Source organism: Pseudomonas sp. TH41 (assembly GCF_016650695.1).
Classification (GTDB): Bacteria; Pseudomonadota; Gammaproteobacteria; order Pseudomonadales; family Pseudomonadaceae; genus Aquipseudomonas.
Map to the genome: position 1 here is coordinate 2,604,521 of NZ_JAEKFH010000003.1, position 12,810 is coordinate 2,617,330.

The window sequence follows — 12,810 nt, forward strand, 5'->3', positions numbered from 1 at the left end:
AAAACGGCGAAAACGCTGCGTAAAACGCCCGCGGCGTTTGTGGACAAGAGTGCGTCGGTGTGAGACGTCGAACGACACGGTAAAAGCCTGATGATGCAGCCATATCGGCGGATTGCAGCTTGAGCGTAGCAGCTCCGTCACTGGGCGCTTTTGCGCCTGGAGTTGGCACATTCAGGAGTTCGGCAGTAATGGCTATCAGCGTTTTCGACCTGTTCAAAATCGGTATCGGCCCTTCCAGTTCGCACACCGTAGGGCCCATGCGCGCCGCGGCGCTGTTTGTGCAGGGCTTGCGTGAGCAGGGTCTTTTGGAACAAGTGCGGCGCGTCGAAGTTCAGTTGTATGGCTCGCTGTCGGCCACCGGCATCGGTCACGGCAGCGACAACGCGGTGATCATGGGCCTGATGGGCGAGTGGCCGGACGCGATCGATCCGTCGCAAATCGGCATTCGCATCGAAACCCTGCGTGAAACCCACATGCTGTTACTCGACGGTCGTTTATCGGTCCCATTTATCTGGGCTCGGGACATGCGCCTGATCGAGGAGAACCTGCCGTTCCACCCCAACGCGATGACCCTGATTGTCGAAGGCGATGACGGCGAGCTGCATCGCGACACCTACTATTCCATCGGCGGCGGTTTTGTCGTTGATGAGGCGCAAGCGTCCAGTGGCGTGGTCGATCTGGATCGCACCGAGTTGCCTTACGACTTCTCCAGCGCGGCCGAATTGCTCAGCCTCTGCAAGCAGCACAACCTGCGTGTGGCTGAATTGATGATGGCCAACGAGCGGGTCTGGCGCAGCGAGGAGGAGATTCGCAGCGGCCTGATGAAACTCTGGCGTGCCATGCAGGATTGCGTCGACCAGGGCCTGAAGCATGAAGGTATCCTGCCCGGCGGCCTGAATGTGCGCCGTCGTGCGGCCAAGTTGCACCGCAGCCTGCAGGAGCTTGGTAAGCCCAATGTGATCGGCTCGACGCTGAGCGCCATGGAATGGGTCAACCTGTTTGCCTTGGCGGTCAACGAAGAAAACGCCGCCGGCGGGCGCATGGTGACGGCACCGACCAACGGCGCAGCCGGGATCATTCCGGCGGTGTTGCACTACTTTATGAAGTTCAGCGAAGCGGTGACCGACGCTAACGTCGTCGACTATTTCCTCAGTGCGGCGGCGGTCGGGATCCTGTGCAAGAAGAACGCTTCGATCTCCGGTGCCGAAGTCGGTTGCCAGGGCGAAGTCGGTTCGGCCTGCGCCATGGCGGCGGCCGGGCTGGCGGAGATTCTCGGCGCCACACCGGAGCAATTGTGCAACGCGGCGGAGATCGGGCTGGAACACAACCTCGGTCTGACCTGCGACCCGGTAGGCGGGCTGGTGCAAGTGCCGTGCATCGAGCGCAATGCGATTGCGGCGGTGAAAGCGATCAATGCGGCGCAGATGGCGCTGCGGGGTGATGGTCAGCACTTTATCTCGCTGGATCGGGTGATCCGGACCATGCGCGATACCGGCGCCGACATGCATGACAAATATAAAGAGACATCGCGGGGTGGGTTGGCTGTCAGCGCGGTTGAGTGCTGAGACCGAGTTGTCCCCATCGCGAGCAAGCTCGCTCCCACAGGATTCGTTGTGTGATAGAGAATTGAGTCACACCAAAAAAACCTGTGGGAGCGAGCTCGCTCGCGATAGCGTCAGACCAGTCAAAACTGCGCGCTAAGTGAACACCCGATCCAAAAGGCGCCACGTTTTGGCGCGTCGCTTACAGATAAGCAACCTCCACAAGGTCAGGGATCCAAACCACCCCTGACCGCTCGTCACCCGTGCCTGCGGTGACACTCTTTCCAGGGGCGTCGCAGCCCTGTTCCCACAAGTGCTACCGATTTGCTCACACGCAAAGGACCAGAGCGCTTGCTGCCCTTCCTGCTACTGATAACCCCCACTCTGACGCGGCTTATATAGACACGCCGCGACGTCGTTTTCAGGAGTTATTGAACGCGCATTCAATTTTAGGCATGGCAATTGCTCTGTCATAACAAAGCCCGTCTCCCACGCGAGAACGATGGCAATAACAAGAGCCTCCGCCTGAGGCCATCACCCGCTTTGTGTGAGGAGATACCGCGATGACGTCGTTCAACTCCGGGGCCCAACCCCAGAACCGTGCGCCTCAATCCATCGGCTTTTTGCTGCTGGACAATTTCACGCTGATTTCTCTGGCCTCCGCAGTCGAACCCCTGCGTATGGCCAACCAATTGTCCGGCCGCGAGCTGTATCGCTGGAGCACACTCACCGTCGATGGGGGTCAGGTCTGGGCCAGTGACGGCCTGCAGATCACTCCCGATTGCTCCATGCACAAAGCCCCGCCCCTGGACACCGTTATTGTCTGTGGTGGTATCGGTATCCAGCGCACTGTTACTCGCGAACACGTTTCATGGCTGCAAAGCCAGGCCCGTCAGTCCCGCCGTCTCGGCGCGGTCTGCACCGGCAGCTGGGCCCTGGCCTGTGCCGGCTTGCTGGATGGTTTCGATTGCAGCGTGCACTGGGAATGCCTGGCCTCGATGCAGGAAGCGTTCCCGCGTGTGGCCATGAGCACCCGGCTGTTCACCCTCGACCGAAACCGTTTCACCAGCTCCGGTGGCACCGCGCCGCTGGACATGATGCTGCACTTGATCAGCCGCGATCACGGCCGTGAACTCTCGGCCGCGATTTCGGAAATGTTCGTCTACGAGCGCATCCGCAACGAGCAGGATCACCAGCGCGTGCCGCTCAAGCACATGCTCGGCACTAACCAGCCGAAATTGCAGGAAATCGTGGCACTGATGGAAGCCAACCTCGAAGAGCCGATCGACCTCGACGAACTGGCGGTATACGTCGCCGTGTCCCGTCGTCAGCTGGAGCGGCTGTTCCAGAAATACCTGCATTGCTCGCCGTCCCGTTACTACCTGAAACTGCGCTTGATCCGCGCCCGGCAACTGCTCAAGCAAACGCCGATGTCGATCATCGAAGTGGCGTCGGTGTGTGGCTTTGTCTCTACTCCGCACTTCTCCAAGTGCTACCGCGAATACTTCGGCATTCCGCCGCGTGACGAGCGCGTAGGTTCCAACACCACTCAACAAGTGGCAATGATGCCACTGCCGCAAGCATTGGTGCTGTCGCCGTTGTCCGGGCCGTTGTCGGCGTTGAGTCAGGCGCGCAATGAGTCGACATTTGCCAGCGTAAGGCTTTAAACCGAGGGGCCTTCATTCGCGAGCAAGCCCGCTCCCACACTGGATCTGTGAACGCTGCAGATCCAGTGTGGGAGCGGGCTTGCTCGCGAAGGCGTCTAATCAGGCGCTACGGCTTTGCTGATACTCCGCCAATGCCGGCAACAACTGCTTATCAATGGCCTGGCGCACGGCCGGCAGGATGGTCGCGCTGCTGGTGTACATCTGCTTCACCATGGTCCGCAGTTCCATCGCCCGTTCGTTGTTCAAACCCCGTACCGCGCATTCGCAGGCCTGCTCAGCGGTGGCGCCTGGGGGCACTGCAAATCCCAACGACTTTAGCTGGCCCAACAGGTCTTCCTGGTCTATCAAATCGGCGTACATCATGACGCAATCCTTCTTCAGGGAACGGTGTCGTGGCTCGATTCTGGTAGGGGTGCGGGGTGGCGGCAAGGGCGATTTGTCGCAATGGCCGCAATACCTATGAACAGGTCGTTTTCGGCTAACTTGCGCAAGAAGAGAGTGGGCACACTGGATTCAGCTGGCTTCACGAAGGTTTGGTCACCCTCGCGCAACGGCTCCTCAACAGTACCCTCCTCAGCTCCGATCTTGTCACGGCTTGATCGGGGTTTTTTTTGCCTGTTGAAAAGCAAAAGATCGCAGCCTGCGGCAGCTCCTACAGAAACCGCGTACATCCGTGATTTTGCGGACATACGCGACCTCTGTAGGAGCTGCCGCAGGCTGCGATCTTTTAGCGGGTTAGCGTTGTAAAACGAGGATCCGCGACAGCAATTCATCGCGATCCACATAACAACCCTGGAAGTGCCGGGCGCCGCTGGCGGGGTCGAACGCGTTGCGGGCGTGGAGGGTACGGCGGTTGTCGAAGCACCACAATTCGCCGGGGTTGAGGCGGGTCATCACCCGGAATCGCGCCTCGCGGGTCATGGCAATAAAGCGGCGATAAGCGCGATACAGCCTGGGCATTTGCTCCACCGAGGCATCGAACGGGCCGCGCAAAAAGTTCGCCATGCGGATTTCCGAAACCTGCCCCACAGCATCCAGAGCGATGATTGGCGCCAGGCAGCGGTAGTCGCTGTGGCGGTCTTTGTTGCGGAACTCCACGGGGATTTCACACAAGGCTTGAAACGCCTCGGGATCCTCCTGACGCAAGGCCTCTGCGATAGCAAAGCCGTCGACGAAAATGCTCTCGCCACCGTCGGCGTCATTGACCAGGCAATGCAAAAATTGCAGCCCCGGTTGCAGCTCCCTGGTCGGCAGGTCGCTGTGCAATGGCAGGTTGAAAGCGGTGTAGGCGTTGCTGTCGGCATCGGCCTTGGATTGCACATTGAACAGCACGCCGAAATTACTCTCGCGGATGAAGGAAATCCTCTGGGCGATCAATTTCAGTGAGCCGGGCTCGGTGGGCACGCCACGGACTTGGGTCAAGCCGATATCGCGCACGGCCAGCAGCCATTGCAACAAGGCCTCGGCATCGTTCATCAGTGCCTGGTATTCGAACACTGGCAGCGTTAAATCGCTGTTCCAGAGACTGGCTTTTGGTTTGCCCGCGCGACGTTCGGCGCGGGACTCGTCGTCATAGGCGTGGGCGCGCAGCCAGCCCGCGTCGAAGCGACTGAGGTGACCGTCCTGCCACTGAACGCACAGGCAACCTTCAGCATCGACCCTGGTCTCTGTCGTCGCCAGATGTTCCGGGACGTCGACAATTTCCAGTACCTGTTCGCGGGTCACGGTGTAAACACACGACGGGCACGGGCAGTTGTCCCGCAGCCATTGATGATGAAAGGGGCTAATGCGATGGTCGGCCCACGTCACCAGTACGCGATCCGCCAGTGCCTGCACGCCTGTCAGTGCGCTGATCAACGGATAAGTACGAAAGTCGGCGAAAGCGGCAGCGGTGTTCATGACGATCTCCTTGTTATTTTTTTGAGGGTAACGCAATCACTCGGCCAATGTAGTCGGGGAGGGGCAGGTCGGCTTGCTCGGCAACGATGGCGTGGAGCTTGCTCAAGGTGTCGTCGCTGAACGGCGCGGATCGCGGGCCGGCGAGGTCGACGTGCAACAGCATTTGTTCATTGCCCGCCAGTTCCTTGTCGTCGCCTGGCAAGTGCAGGCTGTGATAGAGGTGCAGGCGTTTGCTGTCATGAGCGATGATTTGGGTGTGTACTTCTACATCCGCGTCGAGTTTCACTTCGTGGAGGTAGTTGAGGTGCAGTTCGAGGGTAAACAGCGAGTTACCACTGGCTTCGCGGTTGCTGCTGTCCATGCCTAAACGGTCCATCAACGCGTCAGTGGCGTAGCTGAAAATCAGCAGATAGAAGGCGTCGCGCAAGTGGCCGTTGTAGTCGACCCAGTCGGGGATGATTTTGGTCTGGTAGGTGGTCAATGCGGGCATGGTGTAGGTTCCAACATGAATGGTGACTGGGCTGCCGTCTTCGCGAGCAAGCCCGCTCCCACATGAGAATGCGGTCAAATGTGGGAGCGGGCTTGCTCGCGAAGGGGCCGGACCTGCTGGTTAGTTATTCGCTAAACGCCATCCCATGCTTCTCTTTGGTGGTCTTCACCGCCTCCAGCACCGCCAGCAGGCAATCATCACGATAGCGCTCCAGCGCTGAAATGCTGTGTTTGCCCAACTGATCGCTGGTGCCGTCCACCACATCGTCAATCAACTTGTCGGTCAGCTCCGGCGCCGGCAGATACGTCCACGGCAACTGCAACGCCGGGCCAAATTGCGCCATGAAGTGCCGCATGCCCGCGTCGCCACCGGCCAGGGTGTAGGTCAAGAACGTCCCCATGAACGACCAGCGCAGACCCGCGCCAAAACGGATCGCGTCGTCAATTTCACCGGTCGTCGCCACGCCGTCGTTCACCAGGTGCAGCGCCTCACGCCACAACGCTTCGAGCAAACGGTCGGCGATAAACCCCGGCACTTCTTTGCGCACATGCAGCGGGCGCATGCCCAGGGATTCGTAAACTTTAATCGCCGCTTGAATGGCTTCCGGGGCGGTGTTCTTGCCACCCACCACTTCCACCAATGGCAGCAGATAAACCGGATTGAACGGGTGCCCGACCACACAGCGTTCCGGGTGCGTCGAACTCTCGTAAAACTCACTCGGCAACAGCCCCGAAGTGCTGGAGCCGATGAGTGCATCGGGCTTGGCCGCCGCGCTGATTTTGCTGTGCAGCTCCAGTTTCAGATCGAGGCGTTCCGGAGCGCTTTCCTGAATGAAGTCGGCATCGCGAACGCATTCTTCAATCGTCGCTACAAAGCGCAGCCGATCCTGCGAAGCACCAGGCGCCAACCCTTGTTTTTCCAGGGCTCCCCAGGCATTGGCGACGCGTTTGCGCAGCGCGGCTTCGGCACCTGGCGCTGGGTCCCAGGCCACGACATCGAGGCCGTGAGCGAGGGCGCGGGATACCCAGCCGCTGCCGATGACACCGCTGCCCAGAGCGGCGAAGGTTTTGATTTCGGTGATGAAAGTCATGGCGACGTCCTAAAAGAATTCGGTGATTCCTGTAGGAGCGAGCTTGCTCGCGATGGTATTCCAGGCGCTGAGTGGCGTCGGCTGTACCTTTTTCGCGAGCAAGTTCGCTCCTACAGGGTTATGTGTGGATTCAGCCGCGCTTGGTCAGGCCCATTTTTACCCGGCCTTCAGCCGGTGTCAGAACGCGGGCGCCGAGGCGGCTGAGGATTTCCGAGGCGCGTTCGACCAGTTGGCCATTGGTCGCCAGTACGCCTTTGTCCAACCAGATATTGTCTTCCAGGCCAACCCGCACGTTGCCGCCCAGCAGCACCGCTTGCGCCGCCATCGGCATCTGCATGCGACCGATGCCGAAGCCGGCCCACACCGCATTAGCCGGCAGGTTGTCGACCATGGCCTTCATGGTGGTGGTGTCGGCGGGTGCGCCCCACGGGATGCCCAGGCAGAGCTGGAACAGCGGGTCATCGAGCAGGCCTTCCTTGATCAATTGCTTGGCGAACCACAGGTGACCGGTGTCGAAGATTTCCAGCTCGGCTTTCACGCCCAGCTCTTGAATGCGTTTGGCGCCAGCGCGCAGCTGGGCCGGGGTGGAAACGTAAATCGTGTCGCCATCGCCGAAGTTCAGGGTGCCGCAATCGAGGGTGCAGATTTCCGGCAGTAACGCTTCGACGTGGGCCAGACGGGTCAATGGGCCGACCAGGTCGGTGTTCGGGCCGAACTCCATCGGGTTCTCGCCCGCGCCGATTTCCAGGTCGCCGCCCATGCCGGCGGTGAGGTTGACGATGATGTCGACGTCCGCCTCGCGGATGCGCTCCATCACTTCGCGGTACAGCGCCACGTCACGGCTGAATTTGCCGGTTTCGGGGTTGCGCACGTGGCAGTGGACCACGGTGGCGCCGGCCTTGGCCGCTTCCACGGCGGCGGCAGCGATTTGTTTCGGGGTGACCGGCACGTGTGGGCTCTTGGCGGTCGTGTCGCCAGCACCGGTGAGTGCGCAGGTGATGATGACGTCGTGGTTCATGAGGCGGTTCCTTGCAGGCGTGATGAGTCTGTTCGCAGCCCATTTCGGGCTGCGAATCGGTCATTCAGTTGGGGTTTATTTAGTGGTCAGTTTCAGATTGTCAGCAGCCGGTTTGCCATCGAAGGTGGTCACGCCTTCGAGCCAGCGTTGCTTGTCTTGCGGATGATCTTTCAGCCATTGCTTGGCCGACTCGAAAGCGTCCTTGTGATCCAGCAACGGCTGCATCATCCGACTCTCGTCTTCGGCGGTGTAGGTCAGGTTGCTCAGCAAGCGACCGATGTTCGGGCACTGCTCGGCGTATTTCGGCGCGGTGACGGTCCAGACCGTGGCCATGCCTTCGTTCGGGCCGAGGGCGTCGTCGCTGCCGGTGAGGTACGTCATCTTCACGTTGACGTTCATCGGGTGCGGCGCCCAGCCGAAGAACACCACCGCTTCGTTGCGTCGAACGGCGCGATCCACTGCGGCGAGCATGCCGGCCTCGCTGGACTCGACCAACTGGAACTTGCCGAGGCCAAACTGGTTCTTGGCGATCATTGCCTTGATCTGGGTGTTGGCGCCTGAGCCAGGCTCAATGCCGTAGATCTTGCCGCCCAGTTCTTTTTCGAACTTGGCGATGTCGGCGAAGGTTTTCAGGCCTTTGTCGGCGAGGTAAGTCGGTACGGCGAGGGTGGCGCGGGCGTCTTTGAGGCTGGGTGCCTGAAGCACTTTGACCTGGTTGCCATCGACGAATGGCGTGATGGTCTGAGTCATCAGCGGGTTCCAGTAGCCCAGGAACAGGTCCAGGCGCTGGTCGCGGATCCCGGCGAAAATAATTTGCTGGGACGCGCTGGTTTGTTTGGTGTTGTAGCCGAGGCCATCGAGCAGGACCTGGGTCATGGCGCTGGTGGCAATTACGTCAGTCCAGTTGACTACGCCCATGCGCACGTTCTGGCAGGACGCGGGTTCGGCCGCCATGACACTGGCGCTCAGGAAAGCGGTACCGCTGAGTGCAAGAACACAGCTGCTGATCAGTCGTTTCATCTCAGGTTCCTCGGCAGTTCGTTATTGTGGGTCCGGGCGTCTTCGTGCGCCGGTGATGCCAAGTTACGCAGCTATACGCGGTATAAAGCGCACGGCGGCGACCAGCTCTTGCACTGTAGCGACCTGTCCTCTTGAATGCCGCCTGCAACTGGCGTATCAACGTCCACACGCTACCCGTCAACCGAGTGCGCTCCATGTCCCAGGATTTCTACTTCATGTTGATGCCGGGTTTCTCGGCCATCGGTTTCATTTCGGCCATTGAGCCGCTACGGGTCGCCAATCGCTTTCGCGGTGAACTGTATCGTTGGCATGTGCTCAGCGCCGATGGCGGTGCGGTGCTGGCCAGCAACGGCATGTCGGTCAACGCCGACGCGGCGCTGGAACCGCTGAAGAAAGGCGCGACCTTGTTGGTCGTCGCCGGGTTCGAACCGCTGAAATTCGCCACCCCGGCGCTGGAACACTGGCTGCGCCGGCTGGACAACGAAGGCGTGACGCTCGGTGCCATCGACACGGGCAGCTTCATCCTCGCTGAATCCGGCCTGCTCGACGGCCATCGCCTGACCCTGCACTGGGAAGCCATCGACGCCTTCAAGGAGTCCTATCCTCAGCTCAGCGTCACCCAGGAGCTGTTCGAGATCGACCGCCGCCGCATCACCTCTGCCGGCGGCACCGCCTCCATCGACCTGATGCTCGACCTCATCGCCCAGGCCCACGGGCCGGAGCTGGCGATCCAGGTCAGCGAGCAATTCGTACTCGGCCGCATCCGTCCACGCAAAGATCACCAGCGCATGGAAGTCGCCACGCGTTACGGCATCAACAACAAGAAGCTGGTGCAGGTGATTGGTGAGATGGAGCAGCACAGTGAACCGCCGCTGAGCACGCTGCAGTTGGCAGAATCGATCAAAGTGACACGGCGCCAGCTTGAGCGTTTGTTTCGCCTGCATTTGCATGACACACCGAGCAACTTCTACCTGCGCTTGCGACTGGAGAAGGCGCGCCAGCTGCTACGACAGACGGACATGAGTGTGCTGGAAGTAAGTATTGCCTGCGGGTTTGAATCGCCGTCGTATTTCACCCGCAGTTACCGGGCGAAGTTTGAGCGGTGTCCGCGTGAAGATCGGCGGCGGTTGGGGGATGGGCGGGAGCTGGTTTGATCTGTCTACAGGCTGAAAATCAAAAGATCGTCCGAACGCGGCCCGAGCCTTCGGCAGCTCCTACACGAGATTGCGCTGCCCCTGTAGGAGCTGCCGAAGGCTGCGATCTTTTGATCTTCGTGCCTGCATTATTTCTTCATCAATGCCGAACAAGCCGCTTTGTAAGCCTCATGCTGATACTTGTTCAACGTCCCCGGCAGTTCAAAGTCGAACTTCTTGTTCTGCGCATTGATGGTTTGCGGCGACAGCAGCGTGACCTCGCAATTCTCCAGTAACTGAAAAATGCCTTCGATCTTGAACGTGGTCGGCCCACCCGCGAACTCGCCTTTCTTGCTGCGCTTCTTGATCGCGATCCGGTCGATGGAATTCTCACGCACAAACGACGCCACCTGAGCGGCGAAGACTTTGACGTTAACGGCCTCATCGTCATCGTCCAGGGCGATTTTCTTGGTGGCCAAGGCGACGTGGCTCAGGGCCTGACCGTCGAGAGAGGCTACGGCGATGATCGCTTCGCTGCCTTTGATTTCGATGCCGCAGATGTTCATTGGAATTCCTTAACAGGCTGATGGCGTGCAGCTTACAACTCAAGCTGATCGGCGCAGGATCACTCCTGCAAAATCGACTCCAAGAACTCCGACCGCTCATCACTCATTCTTGCCACGCAATCATTCTGCGCAATGGTGAACGCCTTGCTACCGCTCGTCGCCGGAAACGCTTCCACCGCGCAATCCGCGTCTCTCGTCTTCAGCCATTGCTGCTGAGCAACCTTGAGTTTTTCGCTGATGTCGTTCAGCTGCGCTTTGTTTTTGCCATAGGCCGTTTGCAGGCGTTCGTTCAGGCCCTGGTAGTTTTCTTTGAGCAATTGCTCTGCGGTGGTTCTGCTGTAGACCGAGCATTCCAGGGTCTGGACGTCGTTTTCGACTTTGTCGCAGGGGTTGTCGTCGGACTCTTCAGCCGCGTGTACGCCGGTCGCTATCAGTGCCAAAGCCAGGAAGATCGTTTTCATTGCGCCGCAGCCCCTTTTTTCAGTGCCTATTCAGTAATGCGGCGAATTCTGGCCCATGCGGCGGCCCTTGAACAGGAGGGCGATCACGCCCATCGACGACCCTTTGTCGCAGATTGACGCTTTCGGCAAACCCCCTGTCGTTTTTGCACCCGGCTGCCCCGTCCCTCAGGCATATGCTGGCCCCAAAGCGCCGACACACGATTCGGCGCATGAATCGCTAATAGGGGACAGCCTGATGAGCCCAGCCGAATTGCACGCCGACAGCATCGTTATCGACGGCCTGATTATTGCCAAGTGGAACCGTGAGCTGTTTGAAGACATGCGCAAGGGCGGTTTGACCGCGGCCAACTGCACCGTGTCGGTGTGGGAGGGCTTCCAGGCCACTGTCAACAACATCGCTGCCAGCCAGAAGCTGATCCGCGAAAACAGCGACCTGGTGATTCCGGTGCGTACCACCGCCGATATCCGCAAGGCCAAGGAGCAGGGCAAGACCGGCATCCTCTTTGGTTTCCAGAATGCTCACGCGTTTGAAGACCAGATCGGCTACGTCGAAGTCTTCAAGCAGTTGGGCGTTGGTATCGTGCAGATGTGCTACAACACCCAAAACCTGGTCGGTACCGGCTGCTACGAGCGCGATGGCGGCCTGTCGGGCTTCGGTCGTGAAATCGTCGCCGAGATGAACCGTGTCGGCGTCATGTGCGACCTGTCCCACGTTGGCTCGAAAACCTCCGAAGAAGTCATCCTCGAATCCAAGAAGCCGGTCTGCTACTCCCATTGCCTGCCGTCGGGTCTGAAAATTCACCCGCGCAACAAATCCGATGAAGAACTGAAGTTCATCGCCGATCACGGCGGTTTCGTCGGCGTGACCATGTTCGCGCCGTTCCTGGCCAAAGGCATCGATTCGACCATCGACGATTACGCCGAAGCCATCGAATACACCATGAACATTGTTGGCGAAGACGCCATCGGTATCGGCACCGATTTCACCCAGGGCCATGGCCAGGATTTCTTCGAATACCTGACCCACGACAAGGGTTACGCCCGTCGGCTGACCAGCTTCGGCAAGATCATCAACCCGCTCGGCATCCGCACCGTCGGCGAGTTCCCGAACCTGACCGAGACGCTGCTCAAGCGCGGCCATTCCGAGCGCGTGGTCCGCAAGATCATGGGCGAGAACTGGGTCAGCGTCTTGAAAGACGTCTGGGGCGAATAAGCCCCGCTGCCAAAAACGATCCCTGTAGCAGCTGCCGAGGCACGAGGCTGCGTTGGGCTGCGAAGAGGCCCCCCGAGGGCGGTCCTGCGGACACGCAACGCAGCCTCGTACCTCGGCAGCTGCTACGGCACGACAACACAACGAATTTTTCTGGAGTTAAGTTTCCATGGCCAAGATCGCCCCGCAATTGCCAATCGAAGTCGACAGCGAAACCGGTGTCTGGACCTCTGACGCCCTGCCAATGCTGTACGTGCCACGTCATTTCTTCGTCAACAACCACATGGGCATCGAGGAAGTGCTGGGCGCTGACGCCTACGCTGAAATCCTCTACAAGGCCGGCTACAAATCGGCCTGGCACTGGTGTGAAAAAGAAGCGGAATGCCACGGTCTGGAAGGCGTCGCGGTGTTCGAGCACTACATGAAGCGCCTGTCGCAACGTGGCTGGGGCCTGTTCAAGATCCAGGACATCGACCTCGACAAAGGCACCGCCAGCGTCAAGCTCGAACACTCCGCGTTCGTCTACGTCTACGGCAAGGTCGGGCGCAAGGTCGACTACATGTTCACGGGCTGGTTTGCCGGTGCCATGGACCAGATTCTGCACGCCCGCGGCAGCAAGATTCGCACCGTTGCCGAACAAGTCTACGGTGGCTCCGAAGAAGGCCACGACGACGGTTTGTTCACCGTCAAGCCGTTGTAAGTCGAGGAACCCGCC

14 protein-coding genes are annotated in these 12,810 nt (G+C 59.6%); 5 read left to right on the forward strand and 9 right to left on the reverse strand.

Annotation, left to right across the window (positions count from 1 at the left end; translation table 11 throughout):
• Nucleotides 1-188: 188 nt before the first annotated feature.
• Together JFU37_RS14550 and gbdR are read left to right on the forward strand one after the other, a co-directional pair.
• Complete coding sequence (locus JFU37_RS14550) at nucleotides 189-1,565, forward strand: L-serine ammonia-lyase (RefSeq protein ID WP_201115932.1); 1,377 nt, start codon at nucleotides 189-191, stop codon at nucleotides 1,563-1,565.
• 539 nt (nucleotides 1,566-2,104) lie between these two features.
• The gene (gbdR, locus tag JFU37_RS14555) at nucleotides 2,105-3,208 is read left to right on the forward strand and encodes a choline metabolism transcriptional regulator GbdR (RefSeq protein WP_201115933.1); all 1,104 of its coding nucleotides are present in this window, start codon (nucleotides 2,105-2,107) and stop codon (nucleotides 3,206-3,208) included.
• Nucleotides 3,209-3,307: 99 nt separating this feature from the next.
• Here the strand turns inward: gbdR and JFU37_RS14560 are convergent, their stop codons facing one another.
• The 7 genes from JFU37_RS14560 to choX all read right to left on the reverse strand — a co-directional run bounded on the left by JFU37_RS14560 (nucleotide 3,308) and on the right by choX (nucleotide 8,725).
• Nucleotides 3,308-3,571 (reverse strand): hypothetical protein, encoded by a 264-nt coding sequence (locus JFU37_RS14560; protein ID WP_201115934.1) that lies wholly within the window; start codon nucleotides 3,569-3,571, stop codon nucleotides 3,308-3,310.
• A 14-nt stretch (nucleotides 3,572-3,585) separates the two neighbouring features.
• Entirely contained in the window at nucleotides 3,586-3,897 is a 312-nt protein-coding gene (locus JFU37_RS14565; RefSeq protein ID WP_242485729.1) for a hypothetical protein, read from the reverse strand.
• A 46-nt stretch (nucleotides 3,898-3,943) separates the two neighbouring features.
• On the reverse strand, nucleotides 3,944-5,107 hold the full coding sequence (locus tag JFU37_RS14570; protein WP_201115935.1) for a gamma-butyrobetaine dioxygenase: 1,164 nt from the start codon (nucleotides 5,105-5,107) through the stop codon (nucleotides 3,944-3,946).
• 13 nt (nucleotides 5,108-5,120) lie between these two features.
• Nucleotides 5,121-5,597, reverse strand: a complete 477-nt coding sequence (locus JFU37_RS14575) for a thioesterase family protein (RefSeq protein WP_201115936.1) — start codon at nucleotides 5,595-5,597, stop codon at nucleotides 5,121-5,123.
• Nucleotides 5,598-5,721: 124 nt separating this feature from the next.
• Complete coding sequence (locus tag JFU37_RS14580) at nucleotides 5,722-6,687, reverse strand: L-carnitine dehydrogenase (RefSeq protein WP_201115937.1); 966 nt, start codon at nucleotides 6,685-6,687, stop codon at nucleotides 5,722-5,724.
• A gap of 130 nt (nucleotides 6,688-6,817) precedes the next feature.
• The gene (locus tag JFU37_RS14585; RefSeq protein WP_194691076.1) at nucleotides 6,818-7,705 is read right to left on the reverse strand and encodes a 3-keto-5-aminohexanoate cleavage protein; all 888 of its coding nucleotides are present in this window, start codon (nucleotides 7,703-7,705) and stop codon (nucleotides 6,818-6,820) included.
• Between the two features lie 75 nt (nucleotides 7,706-7,780).
• Nucleotides 7,781-8,725 (reverse strand): choline ABC transporter substrate-binding protein, encoded by a 945-nt coding sequence (gene choX / locus JFU37_RS14590; RefSeq protein WP_201115938.1) that lies wholly within the window; start codon nucleotides 8,723-8,725, stop codon nucleotides 7,781-7,783.
• A 194-nt stretch (nucleotides 8,726-8,919) separates the two neighbouring features.
• Here choX and JFU37_RS14595 point away from each other — a divergent pair, with 194 nt between their 5' ends.
• Entirely contained in the window at nucleotides 8,920-9,879 is a 960-nt protein-coding gene (locus tag JFU37_RS14595; protein ID WP_201115939.1) for a GlxA family transcriptional regulator, read from the forward strand.
• Between the two features lie 128 nt (nucleotides 9,880-10,007).
• Here JFU37_RS14595 and JFU37_RS14600 read toward each other — a convergent pair whose 3' ends face one another.
• The gene (locus JFU37_RS14600; RefSeq protein WP_201115940.1) at nucleotides 10,008-10,424 is read right to left on the reverse strand and encodes a DUF3010 family protein; all 417 of its coding nucleotides are present in this window, start codon (nucleotides 10,422-10,424) and stop codon (nucleotides 10,008-10,010) included.
• A gap of 59 nt (nucleotides 10,425-10,483) precedes the next feature.
• Complete coding sequence (locus JFU37_RS14605; RefSeq protein WP_201115941.1) at nucleotides 10,484-10,885, reverse strand: lysozyme inhibitor LprI family protein; 402 nt, start codon at nucleotides 10,883-10,885, stop codon at nucleotides 10,484-10,486.
• A gap of 235 nt (nucleotides 10,886-11,120) precedes the next feature.
• Here JFU37_RS14605 and JFU37_RS14610 point away from each other — a divergent pair, with 235 nt between their 5' ends.
• Together JFU37_RS14610 and JFU37_RS14615 are read left to right on the forward strand one after the other, a co-directional pair.
• Entirely contained in the window at nucleotides 11,121-12,098 is a 978-nt protein-coding gene (locus JFU37_RS14610; protein WP_128874053.1) for a dipeptidase, read from the forward strand.
• 166 nt (nucleotides 12,099-12,264) lie between these two features.
• The gene (locus tag JFU37_RS14615) at nucleotides 12,265-12,795 is read left to right on the forward strand and encodes a DUF5943 domain-containing protein (protein WP_201115942.1); all 531 of its coding nucleotides are present in this window, start codon (nucleotides 12,265-12,267) and stop codon (nucleotides 12,793-12,795) included.
• Nucleotides 12,796-12,810 lie beyond the last annotated feature (15 nt).